This window comes from Allobosea sp. MMO-172, assembly GCF_037147855.1.
Classification (GTDB): Bacteria; Pseudomonadota; Alphaproteobacteria; order Rhizobiales; family Beijerinckiaceae; genus Allobosea.
Genome location: NZ_JBBCUM010000003.1, coordinates 1 through 16,957 on the forward strand (window position 1 = coordinate 1; position 16,957 = coordinate 16,957).

General features: G+C 64.9%; 16 protein-coding genes. 12 read left to right on the top strand and 4 right to left on the bottom strand.

Annotated features, from left to right (window positions below):
• Positions 1 to 342, top strand: a 342-nt coding sequence (locus WFK61_RS05300; RefSeq protein ID WP_336810501.1) for a DUF429 domain-containing protein, incomplete at its 5' end; no start/stop codon positions are given.
• On the opposite strand, the gene WFK61_RS05305 is transcribed toward WFK61_RS05300, so the two are convergent.
• Entirely contained in the window at positions 339 to 776 is a 438-nt protein-coding gene (locus WFK61_RS05305; protein ID WP_336810502.1) for a hypothetical protein, read from the bottom strand. The two genes, WFK61_RS05300 and WFK61_RS05305, sit on opposite strands and share 4 nt — an antisense overlap.
• A 112-nt stretch (positions 777 to 888) precedes the next feature.
• On the opposite strand from WFK61_RS05305, the gene WFK61_RS05310 reads away from it, so the two are divergent.
• Entirely contained in the window at positions 889 to 2,214 is a 1,326-nt protein-coding gene (locus tag WFK61_RS05310) for an AlbA family DNA-binding domain-containing protein (protein ID WP_336810503.1), read from the top strand.
• Positions 2,215 to 2,620: 406 nt separating this feature from the next.
• Here the strand turns inward: WFK61_RS05310 and WFK61_RS05315 are convergent, their stop codons facing one another.
• Positions 2,621 to 3,427, bottom strand: coding sequence for a hypothetical protein (locus tag WFK61_RS05315; protein WP_336810504.1), 807 nt, complete (start codon positions 3,425 to 3,427; stop codon positions 2,621 to 2,623).
• 159 nt (positions 3,428 to 3,586) lie between these two features.
• A complete protein-coding gene (locus tag WFK61_RS05320; RefSeq protein WP_336810505.1) occupies positions 3,587 to 3,781 on the bottom strand; it encodes a hypothetical protein in 195 nt (64 codons plus the stop codon).
• Positions 3,782 to 4,119: 338 nt separating this feature from the next.
• On the opposite strand from WFK61_RS05320, the gene WFK61_RS05325 reads away from it, so the two are divergent.
• The 10 genes from WFK61_RS05325 to WFK61_RS05370 all read left to right on the top strand — a co-directional run bounded on the left by WFK61_RS05325 (position 4,120) and on the right by WFK61_RS05370 (position 15,896).
• On the top strand, positions 4,120 to 4,971 hold the full coding sequence (locus WFK61_RS05325) for a hypothetical protein (protein WP_336810506.1): 852 nt from the start codon (positions 4,120 to 4,122) through the stop codon (positions 4,969 to 4,971).
• Positions 4,972 to 5,331: 360 nt separating this feature from the next.
• Positions 5,332 to 6,975 (top strand): MFS transporter, encoded by a 1,644-nt coding sequence (locus WFK61_RS05330; RefSeq protein ID WP_336810507.1) that lies wholly within the window; start codon positions 5,332 to 5,334, stop codon positions 6,973 to 6,975.
• Positions 6,976 to 7,262: 287 nt separating this feature from the next.
• Positions 7,263 to 7,352 (top strand): K(+)-transporting ATPase subunit F, encoded by a 90-nt coding sequence (locus WFK61_RS05335; RefSeq protein ID WP_173044066.1) that lies wholly within the window; start codon positions 7,263 to 7,265, stop codon positions 7,350 to 7,352.
• A 29-nt stretch (positions 7,353 to 7,381) separates the two neighbouring features.
• Positions 7,382 to 9,085, top strand: a complete 1,704-nt coding sequence (kdpA, locus tag WFK61_RS05340) for a potassium-transporting ATPase subunit KdpA (RefSeq protein ID WP_336810508.1) — start codon at positions 7,382 to 7,384, stop codon at positions 9,083 to 9,085.
• A gap of 10 nt (positions 9,086 to 9,095) precedes the next feature.
• Positions 9,096 to 9,263, top strand: coding sequence for a hypothetical protein (locus tag WFK61_RS05345; protein WP_336810509.1), 168 nt, complete (start codon positions 9,096 to 9,098; stop codon positions 9,261 to 9,263).
• Positions 9,264 to 9,296: 33 nt separating this feature from the next.
• Positions 9,297 to 11,354, top strand: coding sequence for a potassium-transporting ATPase subunit KdpB (gene kdpB, locus WFK61_RS05350; RefSeq protein ID WP_336810510.1), 2,058 nt, complete (start codon positions 9,297 to 9,299; stop codon positions 11,352 to 11,354).
• Between the two features lie 11 nt (positions 11,355 to 11,365).
• Entirely contained in the window at positions 11,366 to 11,971 is a 606-nt protein-coding gene (locus WFK61_RS05355) for a K(+)-transporting ATPase subunit C (protein ID WP_336810511.1), read from the top strand.
• Between the two features lie 52 nt (positions 11,972 to 12,023).
• A complete protein-coding gene (locus WFK61_RS05360; protein ID WP_336810512.1) occupies positions 12,024 to 14,732 on the top strand; it encodes a sensor histidine kinase KdpD in 2,709 nt (902 codons plus the stop codon).
• Positions 14,729 to 15,421, top strand: a complete 693-nt coding sequence (locus WFK61_RS05365) for a response regulator transcription factor (protein WP_336810513.1) — start codon at positions 14,729 to 14,731, stop codon at positions 15,419 to 15,421. The genes WFK61_RS05360 and WFK61_RS05365 overlap by 4 nt, the downstream gene beginning before the upstream one ends.
• Before the next feature lie 28 nt (positions 15,422 to 15,449).
• Complete coding sequence (locus tag WFK61_RS05370) at positions 15,450 to 15,896, top strand: PTS sugar transporter subunit IIA (RefSeq protein WP_336810514.1); 447 nt, start codon at positions 15,450 to 15,452, stop codon at positions 15,894 to 15,896.
• On the opposite strand, the gene WFK61_RS05375 is transcribed toward WFK61_RS05370, so the two are convergent.
• Positions 15,869 to 16,870: a LysR family transcriptional regulator gene (locus WFK61_RS05375; protein WP_336810515.1), complete on the bottom strand. Its 1,002-nt coding sequence runs from the start codon at positions 16,868 to 16,870 to the stop codon at positions 15,869 to 15,871. The genes WFK61_RS05370 and WFK61_RS05375 overlap by 28 nt on opposite strands.
• Positions 16,871 to 16,957 lie beyond the last annotated feature (87 nt).

Sequence of the window (16,957 nt, forward strand, 5' to 3'; positions counted from 1 at the left end):
GCGGCTGTGCAACCCAAACCAGCTCCGCCGCGCCGCCTCCTGACCGCCACAGCTCATCAAGGGGTCAATATTGGACGCCGATCGGGGGGCAACATTGCGCGCCGTTTGACAGCGTTGCTCGATCGCGAGATCGCAGGTGTTGCTGATGCGCTGCCGGTCCCGGAGCCGGCTGCGGCCGGCGTCGTGCTGAAAGCCTTCGAGGACATGCTCGACGCTGTGGTCTGCGCGTGGGTCGGAACGCGCGTTGTGGCAGGAGCGGCCGTGCCGTTCGGCAACGACGACGCGGCGATTTGGGTACCCAGCCCAACTGAGCGTTCCGCCGTCCAAGTGATAGCGGATTAGCGGATCAGTCGCCCAACGTTCCGCCGCTCGACGGCCGCCTCGATGTCGCGGCAGATCACCGAATACGTCTTAGCCGCTCCACCCCGACACCACCGCCCGGCCTCAATCGCGCCTTTCTCGGAGGCACCATTGAACGTGAACTGGCTAATCCATCTGTCATTGTACGCTGTCTCGTGTTGCCCCCGCACGCGCAGAATGAACTGAACGCCCGAACCGTCCGGCGCCCAGTCGATATTAACCAGCCATTGCTTGATCGCAGGGTTCTTCGCCTTGAGCGCGAGCGCCGCTTTGTGAGCTACCGGAAACGACGCCGGGATCGGGCTGGCGATAGTGCCTGCGTCTATCGAAATCACGGCCTCTCCACCAATGGCGTAGCTGTCTCGAATGATCTGTGCCGACGCTGGCGCGATTGAAAGGAAGAGAAAGAGTGTCACAGCTACGCGTATCATGTCTTTTAAAACTCCCGACCTTCGGAGCGACGGCCGCGCAGAATGCGCCGTTTGGATGTGCACAACACCAGCGGCAGCCTATGCGGGCAGGGGTGTGATGCGCACGATCCTCGCAACTTGCCGCGAGGAAGTCATGTCCATCAGAACGAAACCGCTCGACGAGATCACCTGGCAAGACATTGAGACGCTTGCTGCCAGCGGCGCCGCCGAGGACGCCATGCTCGAATTCAAAGGCCTTCTGCCGGAGAAGAACGGCAAGCAGCATCCTTGGTATGATGGCCGCGACGACATCACGACGCCCACCCGCGACAAACTAGCCGAAGAAGTCGTGGCCCTGGCCAACGCCTACGGGGGCCGGCTGGTCATCGGGATAGCGGAGACGCAGGACCGGCCGCGCAAGGCGGCCGGCACCGCTCCGCTGCCCCGCTGCGGAAAGTTCGCGGAGCAATTTGAACAGGCACTTCGGTCTTTGATCGATCCCCCCATCGGAGGATTGCAGCTTAAGGCGATCGTCGATCCGAGCACAGAGGACGCTGGCGCGGTCGTAATCGCCGTGCCGGCGTCCGATATTGCGCCGCATGGTATCGGCCGTCCGCCGTCCGCCTACGTCAGGCGCGGCACTTCATGCGATCCTATGACCATGCGGGATTTGCAATCTGTGTTTTGGGATGCTCGCACGCGACGTGAGAGAGTGGATGCAATCCGATCCCAGCACAACGTTAGCCTCCGAGACATGTATCAATCGCAGCGGTCTGGCGAACTGCGCGAGCGCAACGGGGAAAGAGTTGACCGATATCTCAAGGGGCTCTGCGTAAGGATATCAGCAATCCCACAGCACGCTTTTTTAATTGAGGAACTGCCAGCGTCGCAATGGAGCAGCCAGCTACGACCCAGCTATAAAAGCCTAGGCCCGAAAGTGCATGGAACATTTGGCGAGGGCTATTTTTACGCTGGCCTGACCCGGACAGCTCACGGCTTATGGGCGGTAGGCCTTGGTCCCAGCCATTGGAGTATCCGAGCGGATGGCACCGTCTCTGTTATGGGGTTTCGACCCGGCCATACGGGCAGCGATGGGGATAATCTGAATTTCCACTTTCCTGGCTGGTATGCTGCAACTGCCGCTCAGATAATGATTATGGCGGATCGCATCCGTCGATATGCGGGTCGGCCGGATATTCCCATTGAAGTTGACTGCGAGATCATCCACGACGGATCGGCGCAGGGTGGCCGCAGCAATTTGCTCGACTGGACAAGGGACCTTGGCATTTGCCTTCCGCTCAATTCAATCGGCCCCTTTCTGCTGACATCGCGAGCTTCCATTCCAGACGCATTTAACCGCATGGAACGAGAAATTTGGCACGCTTTTGGCGTCAGCGAGATTGAGCCGTTGAACCCGTCATTCGCGACCGCTCTGCAACAGTAGCTGCCGAAACTCCCGCGAGCGCCAAGAACCTTGAGCGCCGAGAGATCAACGCCATCGAGCGCGCGGCTCTGGATGTTCAACGCGCGGAATTGATCCAGTCTCGCGCGGCGCTGACCGATAACGGACAAAAACCTTCGCAACTTGCGAAGGTTTTGTGAAGCGGGCGAGGCAAGAAGGGCGGGGGTAGTTGATGCCGCCCGAAAGCTCGGTATCAGCGACGATCGCCTCCACGGCTCACGCAAGATCGACAGTCTCGCCCCCCGAGGCAAAGGAGAAGGCGCGTGAGCTTGGCGTCCACACGACGCAGGCCGCCCTTCTCGACGCGGCGAAGCACGCCGAGCCAGCGGCACAGGTCGCGGCCCTAGAGAGCCGCGCCAGAAGTGCGGCAGCTCTCTTCGACGGCAAATTAATCAAGTAAGCCTCGACCCTTTCGTTCCAAACGGCGAATTTCACGCCATGTTTCGGCGCTCAGAGCCTCGATCTTCGGGAAAATTTCGTTCGCAATCGTTGTGTGCAATTTGGAACAAGCGAGCGCTTTGGCGGCCTCTCGCTTGTATATTTCAAGGTTTGCGTTACGAGCCTGGTCGCCAAAAAGGTGGGTTGGCGGCTTGATCCTTACAGCTTGAAAATACGACCTGCACGCAGAGAAATATTCATCCGTGACCTTGATATAAGATTTCCTCTTCTGGATTAGCTCTGCGCTTCCAATGAGACGCCTATCACTTGTCCGAACAATGCGCCGCTCGCCCGACAACTCCGATCGCATACTCTCAAATTCTTTGATCGTATCTTCCGGAATGTCGGCGGCTACTTCAGCATTAAAACTGCCGGCCATCAGGGATATCAAAAATAAACCGCCGTTGATTTCGCGCACTGCATCCAGCTCGTCATCAACGTCTTTAGCGAACGCTTCTAGTATTGCCTTTTCACCATGTGCCGACTGCTTTCTGATCTCGTAGAGCTGATAGAAAACCGGTCGAAGAGCGAAGAATGCCACCGCAGCTGCGATGCCAGCAGCGATCGTCGCTTGGTAGCGATTGACCCAAAACTCGACACAGCCGTTTGATTTCGCGATCTCCTGTATCAGAGCGCCACTTGTCTCGGCACAAGCTGCACCCGCCCTCAAAGCGAGAACGCTGCCCCAACATAGGATCAACGCACCGCTTAGGCAGGTCCAATAAGTCCAGCTACTTCTGCTATGCTTTTGGTTCATGTTCAGCCCCCATAGCCAGGGAGGCTACTGCGACAGACCCCACAACGACGAGGATGCTCCGTCCTTATCGACGGAATTTTTCGTTGACGGCCACACGCGTCGCTTCGAGCTCCGTCACGATCAGGTAAACCGCCCGATCACTGAACTCGTACGCGGTTTTTAACTATCGACCTGCTGTTGCACCTCAGCGTCAATCTTCTCGTATTTGACTTTTGCCAAGGCTTCCGCAGCTCGCACTGCTACGAGGTTGCTATGCCGGTTCTGCTCCGCTTCGCGACGCTGTTCAAGTGCTGCAATATAGCCATCAACTGCTTCGTCCCACTGATCGAGCAGTTTCTCGTCAGGTTGTCCCATGTGATTGCTTCTCCCTTGCATTGATCGCCTCCGCAGCTTGGCAGCACGATCGGCGGCTATCAAGCGAAAACAGCGCGTTAACTACGTGACAGCGCGTGACACCCAATCCTCTGCTTGTGACACCTTTCGCACCAATCGTGACAGGTTTCGGCGCCCGTGTGACGCCTCGAAGCATGTCCGTGACAGCGAGGCTGATGCCAGCGCGAGGCGAAAGTGGCGTCTGCCCGGAGCATTGCCCAGCATGGACCCGCGCAGATTAGCACTCTTAGCGCGCGCCGCCTCTCGACGCTTGAAAGAAGAAACGGTAGCGACGAAGCAGGCTATGGGGAGGCACTTCGATGGAGACCGAGTTCAAGGAGAAGACATACGAAAAATACTTCTCCAACGAAGTGGCTCGCTTGACGAACATCACGTTCTCGCCTGATCCATGCGATGAAGCCATGCTTGGGTTCGATGATGCATTTTGGCTGCCCTTTCCATTCCGCGCCGGGCGCCTTCCTTCCCTGCGATGGAGACGTTGGGCGCGGCTTCATGGAGTGGACATCCGGGAACTCGACCATATCGCCGAGGACCTCGGCCGGCGTATGCCGCCGTTCCGCTTTAATCTATTTGTCCAGTACAAGCGGCCCGTTTTCCTGACGACGAGAGGGGCGGGAGAATGGGAGCATTGGCAGTGTCCCTACTACAGATACGCCACCACACCACATCAGCAAGACGCGCTGGAAAAGATCGAAAGTCAAAGCGGCGGAAGGGCAGCCACAATATACGCTAGCCCGGCATTTTGGAGGGCGGCCGATCTTTGGGACAACGTGCGCGCAGAGACGGTTATCAGCAAAAGCAATATCGCCAGCGTCGCCCGACTGACAGGCCATGGGCGATACAGCTACAGCGAGGCCGGCTTCCGAGGTAAAGGACACTCGGAAGCGGCAGACATAGAAAGCCCCAGCTTCGAAAGCGTGCTGGCTCTAAGCCGAGAGGCTGAGGAACTTTCGTTCAACAAGCATATCAAGCGTGCAGCTCGGGAAATCGTCGAAGCGATCCGCAGCAGCGACGAAGGCTCAGCCATATTTGAGCGGGCACGTAGTGCGCTCGGTGGCGAGCCCCTCGATGATGGGTCTCTTGGAAGCGCGCTGGAGACAATCGAGTTGTTCTCGGACGCCTTCGGACTATCCTATATGGCGATCGGCTAAACCGCCGTGCGCGCCGCCCGGTTCACCCCAGGCGGGGCACCGCGACCAATTGCAGCTCAATCCACAGATTTCCGATCTTCGTTGGCATTCTTGTTGGAATTACGAAAGCAGCGCCAGAAAATACTCATTATCTTTCAGCTTGTTGACGATTTTACGCGGGTCCGGCCAGGGGCACCATTCGCCGTTCTCACGACATCTCCAACACCGTTCGGCCGCGCGATGGGGAACGATCGTCTCCTTGCAGGTCTTCCATGCTGGAAACTCAGGCCTCCCGGGCAGGAATCGTGACATAAGATTCCAGAATCGCGCTCGGAACCCATGCCGGCGGCCCTGGAGCAGACGTCGGAAATGAGCCGAGTCATGGATGTGCAGAAGCCCGCGGCAGCCGCCGGGCCGTTTGCGCCTCTCAGAAACGTCACCTTCCGGGCGATCTGGCTCGCCGGTCTGATCTCGGGCCTCGGATGGCTAATCCAGACCATCGCCATGAGCTGGCTGATGGCGACGATCACGCCCTCCAGCGTCATGGTCGCGCTGGTTCAGGCCGCGACCAACCTGCCCGCCTTCATCCTGTCGATCTTCGCAGGCGCCATCGTCGACAATTTCAATCGCCGCAAGGTGATGCTGGCCGCCCGGTCGCTGATGACCGTGACCGCCGTGGCGCTGACGATCCTTGTCGCGCTCGGCATGATCAACCCTTGGGTCATTCTGTTCTTCAGCTTCCTCGCCGGCTGCGGCATCGCCTTCAACGACCCGGCCTGGCAGGCCTCGGTCGGCGATATCGTCGATCGCAAGGATCTCGCGGCGGCGGTGACGCTGACCTCGGTCGGTTTCAACACCGTGCGCAGCGTCGGCCCCGCGCTCGGCGGCATCATCCTGGCAACCTTCGGCCCCCTGACGGCCTTCTGCCTGTATACGCTCGGCCATCTCGCGCCGCTGGCCGTCGTCTGGCGCTCGCGCTGGAAGGTCCCGGTCCCGCGCCTGCCGCCCGAGGCGATGCTGACGGCGATCTCCGACGGCATCCGCTTCACCTCGCTGTCCTCAGAGATCAAGACCGCGATCGGGCGCGGCTTCCTTTTCGGTTTCGCCGGCATCGCCATCCTTGCGCTGCTGCCCCTGGTGGTGCGCGACCAGCTCAAGCAGGGCGCGATCGCCTATGGCACCCTGATGGCGGGCTTCGGCGCGGGCGCGCTGCTGGCGGGCCTCGCCTCGACGACGCTGCGGCGCAAGCTGTCGGACGAGCAGATGCTGAAGTTGGCCTGCACGGCCTGCGCGACCTGCACGCTCTGTCTTTCATTGACGCAGAGCCCGGCTCTTGCGGCCATAGCGCTGATGCTCGGCGGCGCCGGATGGGTCCTCGGCTGGTCGGGCCTGAGCATCAGCGTGCAATGGTCGAGCCCCCGCTGGGTCGTCGGCCGGACGATCTCGCTCTACTACGCCCTCACCTCGCTCGGCCTCGCTGCCGGAAGCTGGGTCTGGGGAGCGGTCACCGAGAGCTATTCGCTGGGCTTCGCCCTGCAGGCCTCGACCGCGGCGTCGCTCTTCGTTGCGCTGCTCGGCTTTCTCCTGCCGATCCATCAGCGCAAGGATTCCGATGTCTCGACGCATGAGAATTTTGAGGCGCCCGCGCTCGGCCTCGACCTGAAGCCGCGCAGCGGGCCGATCGCGGTCAAGATCGAGTACCGGATCGCGCCCGACCAGATCGAAGCCTTCCTCGCCCTGATGCTGCAGCGCCGGCGGGCGCAGGGGCGCAACGGCGCGCGCCGCTGGATCCTGACCCGCAACCTGCACGACGTCACAGTGTGGACCGAAAGCTTCCGCACGCCGACCTGGCACGACTACCTGCGCTTCAACTACCGCCGAACCGCAGCCGACAGGGCTCTGAATGAAAGCCTCGCCGAGTTGCATCGGGGCGATGGCGCGCCCGAGGTGACGCTCTCGATCGAGCGCCCCACCGCCGTGCCGCGCAAGCCCGGCATCTTCCGGTCCGACACGCCGCACGCCTGAGGCAGCGCGCCCACTGGGTGCGCCGAATTCCTATAAAATTCCTATTCTGCGACGCCGCCCGCCGTCTCGAACGGCTATGCCGCCAGCACGATAATCCCACCCATGGTCGATCCGCTCGCGTCCTCGCCTTCCGCGGGAAGGTGGGTCCGCGCGCGCCGGCCCATCGGTAACGCCCGGTCGAAAGGACCACGGCAATGGATATCGCCATGCTCGCGCTCGTGCTCGGCTTCTTTGCAGCCGCGCTCGCCTATGTCTCGGCCTGCAACGCGCTCTGAAGGAGCCCTCCCATGTTCGTCGATTATCTCCTCGGCGGCGCGGTGACCGCGGTCCTGCTCGTCTACCTCACCTATGCGCTGCTGCGCCCCGAGCGCTTCTGAGCGCAGGCGCGAGCTGAGAAAGCCCTCCCATGACACTCTATGGCTGGATTCAGATCCTGGTCTTCTGCGCGATCGTGCTCGCCTTGGTGAAGCCGCTCGGCAGCTACATGACGCGCGTCTTCAAAGGCGAGCGCACCTTCCTGTCCCCCGTGCTCGCGCCGGTCGAGCGCGGGCTCTACGCGCTTGCCGGCACGCATGAGCGCGAGGAGCAGCACTGGAGCGGCTATGCCGTCGCGCTGCTGCTGTTCAACCTCGCCGGCCTGCTGCTGCTCTACGGGCTGCAGCGCTTCCAGGGCGTGCTGCCGCTGAACCCGGACGGCATGGGCGCGGTTGCGCCCGACCTCGCCTTCAACACGGCGGTGAGCTTCGTCACCAACACCAACTGGCAGGGCTATGGCGGCGAAAGCACCATGTCCTACCTCACCCAGATGCTCGGCCTGACCGTGCAGAACTTCGTCTCGGCCGCCACCGGCATCGCCATCGCCGTCGCACTGATCCGCGGCTTCGCCCGCGCATCGGCCAAATCGGTCGGCAGTTTCTGGGTCGATCTGACCCGCGCGACGCTCTACATCCTGCTGCCGCTCTGCGTCGTGCTGACGCTGGCCTATGTCGCCCTCGGCGTCCCGCAGACGCTCGATCCCTCGGTGAGGGCGACGACGCTCGAAGGCGCGCAGCAGGCCATTGCACGCGGCCCGGTCGCCTCCCAGCTCGCGATAAAAATGCTCGGCACCAATGGCGGCGGCTTCTTCAACGCCAACTCCGCCCATCCCTTCGAGAATCCCGACGCGATCTCGAATCTGATCCAGATGGTCTCGATCTTCGCGATCGGCGCCGCTCTGACCAATGTCTTCGGCCGAATGGTCGGCAACGAGCGCCAGGGCTGGGCGATCCTCGCCGCCATGGGCATCATGTTCGTCGCCGGTGTGGCCGTCTGCTACTGGGCGGAAGCCGTCGGCAATCCGCTGACCCATGCGCTCGGTCTCCAGGGCGGCAACCTCGAGGGCAAGGAGATGCGCTTCGGCATCCCGCTCTCGGCCCTCTTCGCCGTCGTCACCACCGCTGCCTCCTGCGGCGCGGTCAACGCCATGCATGGCAGCTTCACCGCGCTCGGCGGCCTGATCCCGCTGGTCAACATGGAACTCGGCGAGGTCATCATCGGCGGCGTCGGCGCCGGCTTTTACGGCATCGTGCTCTTCGTCGTGCTGGCGATCTTCGTCGCTGGTCTGATGGTCGGCCGCACGCCGGAATATCTCGGCAAGAAGATCGAGGCCCGCGAGGTCAAGATGGCGATGCTCGCCATTCTCTGCCTGCCGGCCGGCATGCTGATCTTCACGGCCATCGCGGTGGTGCTGCCAAGCGCTGTCGCCTCGACCGGCAACAGCGGCCCGCACGGCTTCTCCGAGATCCTCTACGCCTATACCTCGGCGGCAGCGAACAATGGCTCGGCCTTCGCCAGCCTCTCGGCCAACACGCTCTGGTACAACACCACGCTCGGCATCACGATGCTGGTCGGCCGCTTCCTGGTCATCATCCCGGCGCTCGCCATCGCCGGCGCACTCGCCGCCAAGAAATCCGTGCCCGCCTCGGCCGGCACCTTCCCGACCGACGGCCCGCTCTTCGTCGGCCTGCTCGTCGGCGTCATCCTGATCGTCGGCGGCCTGACCTTCTTCCCCGCCCTCGCCGTCGGCCCGATCGTCGAGCATCTGGCGATGCTCGCCGGCCAGAGCTTCTGAGGAGGCAACCATGGCAAGCTGCCTGCGCCAAATGCGTCGTGACGCGGTCCATCGCGACCCGACCTCCAAGGAAACGGACAGGGCGCCCCCGCGCCCTGCCGCCCTCATCCTCGGCCTGACGGTCGCATTGTTCCTCGTCCTGCTGCTCGTCCGGGCGCTCGCCGGCCTCGCCGCCTGAGCCGGACCCGACACCCCTCTGCTGGAGCCTCTTATGAGCCAGTCCAAATCCGCGAGCCTCATCGACGCCCGGATCCTGCTGCCGGCGCTTGCCGACGCCTTCCGCAAGCTCGACCCGCGCAGCCTCGCCCGCAACCCGGTGATGTTCGTCGTCGCCGTGGTCTCGGCGCTGACCACCATTCTCTTCGTCAAGGACCTCGCCACCGGAGGCGCCAATCTCGGCTTCTCCTTCCAGATCGTGCTCTGGCTCTGGTTCACCGTGCTCTTCGCCAATTTCGCCGAGGCTGTGGCGGAGGGGCGCGGCAAGGCCCAGGCGGACTCGCTGCGCAAGACGCGCTCCGAGACGGAAGCCAAACTCCTCTCGGGCGATGACCGCAGCCAGTTCCGCCTCGTGCCCGGCACCTCGCTCAAGGTCGGCGATGTCGTGCTGGTCGAGGCCGGCGACATCATCCCCTCGGACGGCGAGGTCATCGAAGGCGTCGCCTCGGTCAACGAAGCCGCAATCACCGGCGAATCCGCGCCCGTGATCCGCGAATCCGGCGGCGACCGCTCGGCTGTGACCGGCGGCACGCAGGTGCTCTCGGACTGGATCCGCGTGCGCATCACCGCCGCGGCAGGCTCCACCTTCATCGACCGCATGATCGCGCTGGTCGAGGGCGCCGAGCGCCAGAAGACGCCGAACGAGATCGCGCTCAACATCCTGCTCGCCGGCATGACGCTGATCTTCGTGCTCGCGACCGTGACGATCCCGAGCTTCGCCACCTATGCCGGCGGCTATATTCCGGTCGTCGTGCTGGTCGCGCTCTTCGTCACGCTGATCCCGACCACGATCGGCGCCCTGCTCTCGGCCATCGGCATCGCCGGCATGGACCGGCTTGTGCGCTTCAACGTGCTCGCCATGTCCGGCCGTGCCGTCGAGGCAGCTGGCGACGTTGACACGCTCCTCCTCGACAAGACCGGCACGATCACACTCGGCAACCGCCAGGCGACCGAGTTCCGCCCCGTGCGCGGCGTCGGAGAGCAGGAACTGGCCGATGCCGCCCAGATCGCCTCGCTCGCCGACGAGACGCCGGAAGGCCGCTCGATCGTCGTGCTCGCCAAGGAGAAATACGCCATCCGCGCCCGCGACATGGGCAGCCTGCACGCCACCTTCGTGCCCTTCACCGCGCAGAGCCGGATGAGCGGCGTCGATCTCGAGGGCTCGCAGATCCGCAAAGGCGCCGTCGATGCCGTGCTGACATATGTCGAGGGCGCCGATGTCCGCTCCACGCCCGAAACCGTGCGCGAAATCCAGGCCATCGCCGCCGAAGTCGCCAAGGCCGGCGGCACGCCGCTGGCGGTCGCCCGCGACGGGCGCCTGCTCGGCATCGTCCATCTCAAGGACATCGTGAAGGGCGGCATCCGCGAGCGCTTCACGGAACTGCGCCGCATGGGCATCCGCACGGTGATGATCACCGGCGACAACCCGATGACCGCCGCCGCCATCGCGGCCGAGGCCGGCGTCGACGATTTCCTCGCCCAGGCGACGCCCGAGAACAAGCTCGCGCTGATCCGCGAGGAACAGGCCAAGGGCAAGCTCGTCGCCATGTGCGGCGACGGCACCAACGACGCCCCGGCGCTGGCCCAGGCGGACGTCGGCGTCGCCATGAACACCGGCACGGTCGCGGCCCGCGAAGCCGGCAACATGGTCGATCTCGATAGCGACCCGACCAAGCTCATCGAGATCGTCGAGATCGGCAAGCAGCTGCTGATGACGCGCGGCGCGCTGACGACCTTCTCGATCGCCAACGACGTCGCCAAGTATTTCGCCATCATCCCGGCGATGTTCCTGGCCTTCTATCCGCAGCTCGGCGCCCTCAACGTCATGGGGCTGGCGACGCCGCAGAGCGCCATCCTCTCCGCGATCATCTTCAACGCGCTGATCATCGTCGCGCTGATCCCGCTCGCACTGAAGGGCGTGAAGTACCGCGCGGTCGGCGCCGGTGCACTGCTCAGCCGCAACCTGCTCGTCTACGGGCTCGGCGGCCTCGTCGTCCCCTTCATCGGCATCAAGGCCATCGACATGGCCATCACCGCCATCGGCCTCGTCTGAGGAACACGACCATGCTCAAGCAGATCCGCCCCGCCCTCGTGATGATCGTCGCGCTTGCGGCCATCACCGGCCTCGCCTACCCGCTCGCGATGACCGGTATCGCCCAGGCCGTCTTCCCCCGCCAGGCCAATGGCAGCCTGATCGAGAAGGACGGCAAGATCATCGGCTCCAGCCTGATCGGCCAGAACTTCACCAGCGAACGCTATTTCCACGGCCGCCCCTCGGCGACGGTCGGCACCGATCCGAACGACTCTACGAAGACCGTGGACGCGCCCTATAACGCCGCCAATTCCAGCGGCTCCAATCTCGGCCCGACCAGCCAGAAGCTGGTCGACCGCGTCAAGGCCGAGACCGAGACGCTCAAGGCGGAGAACCCGGGCGTGCCGGTGCCGATGGAGCTGGTGACCGCCTCGGGCAGCGGGCTCGACCCGCATATCTCGCCCGAGGCCGCCTATTTCCAGATCGCGCGCGTCGCAAAGGCCCGCAACGCCGACCCGGCGACGCTGAAAGCGCTGGTCGATACCCATGTCGAGCGGCGCAAGCTCGGTTTCATCGGCGAGCCCGTCGTCAACGTGCTCGCGCTGAACCTTGCTCTCGACGGCGCCCCCCAGCGCTGACACAAAGGCCCCGGCGGCGCGCGAGGCGCCGCCGCTTTCCCCTGCGGACCGCATGACCATCGCCGACAGCCATCGCGAGACGAGAGGCAGGCCCTCACCCGAGGCGCTGCTGGCGAGCGCCCAGCGCGAAGGCCGCGGGCGCCTGAAGATCTTCCTCGGCGCGGCGCCGGGCGTCGGCAAGACCTACGAGATGCTGACCTCCGGCCGCGCCCGCCGGGCGGAAGGGATCGATGTCGTGATCGGCGTGGTCGAGACCCATGGCCGCAGCGAGACGCAGGCGCTGGTCGACGGCTTCGAGATCGTCCCGCGCCGGCTCGTCGACTACAAGGGCCGCGCGCTCGACGAGATGGACCTCGACGCGATCCTGGCGCGACGCCCGGCGCTCGTCCTCGTCGACGAACTCGCCCATACCAATGCGCCCGGCAGCCGCCACCCCAAGCGCTATCTCGATGTCGAGGAATTGCTGGCGCGCGGCATCGACGTCTACACCACGCTCAACATCCAGCATGTCGAGAGCCTGAACGACGTCGTCGCCCAGATCACCCGCATCCGCGTGCGCGAGACCGTGCCGGATTCGATCGTCGACCGGGCCGACGATATCGAGATCATCGACCTGACGCCGGCCGACCTGATCAAGCGCCTCGAAGAAGGCAAGGTCTATCTCGGCAAGACCGCCAAGCGCGCCGTCGCCAATTACTTCTCACCGGGCAACCTGACGGCCCTGCGCGAGCTGGCGCTGCGCCGCACCGCGCAGCGGGTCGACGACCAGCTCCTCAGCCATATGCAGGAGCACGCCATCTCCGGCCCCTGGGCGGCGGGCGAGCGCATCCTGGTTTGCATCGACGACAGCATCGGCGCGCCGGCCCTCATCCGCCATGCCAAGCGGCAGGCCGACCGCCTGCGCGCGCCCTGGAGTGCGCTCCATGTCGAGACGCCACAAGCGGCCGCCCTGCCCGAAACGGCCAAGACGCGGATCGCCAATGCGCTCCGGCTCGCAGCCCAGCTCGGCGCCGAGGCAATCACCCTGCCCGGACAGGACGTCGCGGGCGAGATCCTGCGCCATGCCGCCAGCGGCAACGTCACCCAGATCATCGTCGGCAAGCCGGCCAAGCCACGCTGGCGCGAATGGCTGAAGCCTTCCGTCTCGCATGAGCTGATCAGCCGGGCCGGCGATATCGGCATCCATGTCGTCGCCTTGCGCGAGCAGCCGCCGGAGACGGATGCCGGCGTCTCCGCCATTGGCAAGCCCGGCTTTTCGGCAAAGCCCTATCTCGCGGCTGCGGCCTATGTCGCTGCCGCGCTCGGCGCAGCTGAGCTGCTCAGCCAGATCATGGACCTGCGCAATATCGCGCTCGTTTTCCTCACCGCCGTGCTCGCCTCGGCCGTGACCACCGGGCTTGGGCCGGCCCTTTTCGCCTCGCTGCTGAGCGCGCTCGCGCTGAATTTCTTCTTCATCGCGCCGCTCTACACGCTGACCATCGCCGATCCCGAGAACGTCGTCGCGCTCGCCTTCTTCCTCCTCGTCGCGCTCATCGCCTCAAACCTCACAGCCCGCGTCCAGCGCCAGGCCAATGCCGCACGCCAGCGCGCCCGCACCACGGAAGACCTCTACCTCTTCTCGAAGAAGCTCGCCGGCACCGGCACGCTCGACGACGTGCTCTGGGCGAGCGCCTTCCAGATCGCCTCGATGCTGCGCCTGCGCGTCGTTATCCTGATGCCGGAGGACGGAACGATCGCGGTACGCGCCGGCTATCCGCCCGACGACACGCTGGTCGATGCCGATATCGCGGCCGCGCGCTGGGCCTGGGAGCATGATCGCCCGGCCGGACGCGGCGCCGACACCTTGCCCGGCGCCAGGCGGCTCTATCTGCCGCTGCGTACCGGCCGCACCGCCATCGGCGTGATCGGCCTCGACGACGACAAGGAAGGGCCGCTGCTGACGCCGGAGCAGCAGCGCCTGCTCGATGCGCTGGCGGATCAGGCCGCCGTCGCCATCGAGCGCATCCAGCTCGTCGCCGATGTCGACCGCGCCAAGCTCGCGGCCGAGGCCGACCGCCTGCGCTCGGCCCTGCTGACCTCGATCTCGCATGACCTCAAGACGCCGCTGGCCTCGATCATGGGCGCGGCCGGCACCTTGCGCGACTATCGCAGCGCCCTGCCGGAAGAGGACCGCACCGCCCTGCTCGCGACCGTGATCGACGAATCCGAGCGCCTCAACCGCTTCATCGCCAATCTCCTCGACATGACCCGGATCGAATCCGGCGCGATGGAGCCGAACGCAGCGCTGATCGATGTCGCCGATGTGGTTGGCAGCGCGCTGCGCCGCGCCAGCAAGATCACCGCCGGCCACCCCATCGAGACCGCCCTGCCCGGCGATCTGCCGATGCTCAGGCTCGACCCCGTCCTGTTCGAGCAGGTGCTGTTCAATCTGCTCGACAACGCCGCGAAATACGCGCCCGCCGGCAGCGCCATCGCCATCCGCGCCCGGCAGGAGGGCCGCGAAGTCCTGGTTACGGTCACCGACGAGGGACCGGGCCTGCCGCCCGCCGATCTCGAACGCGTCTTCGACAGCTTCTACCGCGTCCGCAAGGGCGATCAGGTCCGCGCCGGGACCGGGCTCGGCCTCGCCATCTGCCGCGGCTTCGTCGAGGCGATGGGCGGCACGATCACGGCGGCCAACCGGGCGGACCGGAGCGGAGCGGTCTTCACCATCCGCATGCCGGCCGACGCCCAGTCCAACCGAGTGGAACCACAATCATGACGGCAACAGACATCAAGGTGCTGGTCGTGGATGACGAGCCGGCGATCCGCCGCCTGCTCCGCGTCGGCCTCTCGACCGAGGGCTATGCCATCCGCGAGGCGGCCACCGCGCGCGAGGCGGTCGAACGCATCGCCGAGGACCTGCCCGATCTCGTCATCCTCGATCTCGGCCTGCCGGATATGTCCGGGCAGGAGCTGCTGCAGAAATGGCGCGCCGAGGCGCTGGCCGTGCCCATCGTCATCCTGTCGAGCCGCACCGACGAGGCCGGCATCGTCGAGGCGCTGGAGAACGGCGCCGACGACTATGTCACCAAGCCCTTCGGCATGAAGGAGCTGGCGGCGCGCCTGCGCGTGGCGCTGCGCCACAAGCTCCAGCAGCAGGGCGAGAAGCCGATCTTCCAGACCGGCGAGCTCTCGGTCGATCTGGTCAAGCGCATCGTCAGGCTGGGCGAGCAGGAGGTGAAGCTCTCGCCCAAAGAATACGACATCCTGCGCATCCTCGTGCAGCATGCTGGCAAGGTGCTGACCCATCAATTCCTGATGAAGCAGGTCTGGGGCGCCTCGGCCGATGTGCAGTACCTGCGCGTCTATGTCCGGCAGCTCCGCCAGAAGATCGAGCGCGTCCCCGACCAGCCGCAATACATCACCACCGAGACCGGCGTCGGCTACCGCCTGCGCGAAGCCGAGTGAGCCCTGCCGCAAGGCACAAGACCGATCCATGATCCCATCCGACATCATCCGCCCGCGCTCGATCGTCAGGCTCGCCGCCGCGAACAAGGCCGCCCTGTTCCGGGCGCTCGCGAAGAAGGCCGCCGAGCAGCTCGCCTTGCCGGAAGCCGCGATCCTCGATGCATTGAACCGGCGCGAGGCGCTGGGCTCGACCGGGGTCGGCGGCGGGCTGGCGATGCCCCATGCGCCGGTCGAGGGCCTCACAGAGCCCTTCGGGCTGCTGGCGCGACTGGAAAAGCCCGTCGCCTATGAGGCAATCGACGGCGCGCCGGTCGATCTCGTCTGTCTTGTGCTGACGCCGGTGAATGGCGGCAAGGGCCGCATCGACGCACTGGCCTGCATCGCGAAGCGCCTGCGCCCGGCCGAGATCCGCGAACGCATCCGCAAGGCCGCAGGCGGCGAGGACATCTACGCGCTGCTGCTCGACGAGAGCTGATCGGCCCTTGGCGGGATCGGCACCGGCACGGAGGGCAGGATCGTCGGCTTGCAACTGCCGCCACGCGACAGGATGAACTCGTCGCGGGCAAACAGCTCCGCCAGCCAGTCGACGAAGACGCGCACCTTGTTGCTGAGGTGGCGGTTCGGCGGATAGACGATATGCAGCGGCTTCGGCGCCGTGCACCAGTCCAGCAGCAGGGGCACGAGCCGCCCGTCCGCGATCGGCACGCGGGCCATGAAGGTCGGCAATTGCATGATGCCGTGGCTGGCGAGCCCGGCCGCGAGATAGCCCATCCCGTCATTCAGCGCGATCGCATAGCGCCCGCTGACCTCGATCGCCTCGTTCTGGTTCTGATAGACCAGCGGCAGCACCCGGCCGCCGAGCGCCGGCCGATAGGCCACGATCCGGTGCCCGTCCTCGATGTCGCGCGGATGCAGCGGCGTGCCATGGCGGGCGAGATAATCCGGCGTCGCACAGGTGATGAGCTGCATCTCGCCGATTCGCCTTGCGATCAGGCTCTGGTCGACGATCTCGCCGGCCCGCACCGCGCAATCGAGGTTCTCGCCGATCAGATCCGCCGGCCGGTCGCTCAGGCCGAGATCGAGCTGGATATCGGGATAGCGCGCGTGGAATTCATGCAGCGCCGGGATGATCACCGAAACCGCGAGCGAGGAGCTGCAATCGACCCTGAGCCGTCCGCTCGGCCGCGCCTGCGCCAGCGTCAGACTGGCATCGAGTTCCGAGAGTTCGTCGAGCAGGCGCAGCGCCCGTTCATAATAGGCCGCGCCGTCCATGGTCACCGTCACGCGCCGCGTCGTCCGGTTCAGGAGCTTGGCGCGCAGATGCGCTTCGAGCTGCTGGATCAGCTTGGTGACGGTCGGCTTCGGCATGTCCAGGAGATCGGCGGCGCGCGTGAAAGTCCCGGTCTCGACGACCCGCACGAAGGCCCGCATCGCGGCAAGCTGGTCCATGAGCCCTCGGATTATTTCCGTACGTGAACAATGAATAAGCGGATAGCGTATTTATTCCGAAATGCCGATTCACTATCTCGTGCTGCA

Bases quoted from the DNA above. Each gene is read 5' to 3' on its own strand.
- WFK61_RS05310 (WP_336810503.1), top strand. From the start codon at position 889: ATGCGCACGATCCTCGCAACTTGCCGCGAGGAAGTCATGTCCATCAGA.
- WFK61_RS05315 (WP_336810504.1), bottom strand. From the start codon at position 3,427: ATGAACCAAAAGCATAGCAGAAGTAGCTGGACTTATTGGACCTGCCTA.
- WFK61_RS05320 (WP_336810505.1), bottom strand. From the start codon at position 3,781: ATGGGACAACCTGACGAGAAACTGCTCGATCAGTGGGACGAAGCAGTT.
- WFK61_RS05325 (WP_336810506.1), top strand. From the start codon at position 4,120: ATGGAGACCGAGTTCAAGGAGAAGACATACGAAAAATACTTCTCCAAC.
- WFK61_RS05330 (WP_336810507.1), top strand. From the start codon at position 5,332: ATGGATGTGCAGAAGCCCGCGGCAGCCGCCGGGCCGTTTGCGCCTCTC.
- WFK61_RS05335 (WP_173044066.1), top strand. From the start codon at position 7,263: ATGTTCGTCGATTATCTCCTCGGCGGCGCGGTGACCGCGGTCCTGCTC.
- kdpA (WP_336810508.1), top strand. From the start codon at position 7,382: ATGACACTCTATGGCTGGATTCAGATCCTGGTCTTCTGCGCGATCGTG.
- WFK61_RS05345 (WP_336810509.1), top strand. From the start codon at position 9,096: ATGGCAAGCTGCCTGCGCCAAATGCGTCGTGACGCGGTCCATCGCGAC.
- kdpB (WP_336810510.1), top strand. From the start codon at position 9,297: ATGAGCCAGTCCAAATCCGCGAGCCTCATCGACGCCCGGATCCTGCTG.
- WFK61_RS05355 (WP_336810511.1), top strand. From the start codon at position 11,366: ATGCTCAAGCAGATCCGCCCCGCCCTCGTGATGATCGTCGCGCTTGCG.
- WFK61_RS05360 (WP_336810512.1), top strand. From the start codon at position 12,024: ATGACCATCGCCGACAGCCATCGCGAGACGAGAGGCAGGCCCTCACCC.
- WFK61_RS05365 (WP_336810513.1), top strand. From the start codon at position 14,729: ATGACGGCAACAGACATCAAGGTGCTGGTCGTGGATGACGAGCCGGCG.
- WFK61_RS05370 (WP_336810514.1), top strand. From the start codon at position 15,450: ATGATCCCATCCGACATCATCCGCCCGCGCTCGATCGTCAGGCTCGCC.
- WFK61_RS05375 (WP_336810515.1), bottom strand. From the start codon at position 16,870: ATGGACCAGCTTGCCGCGATGCGGGCCTTCGTGCGGGTCGTCGAGACC.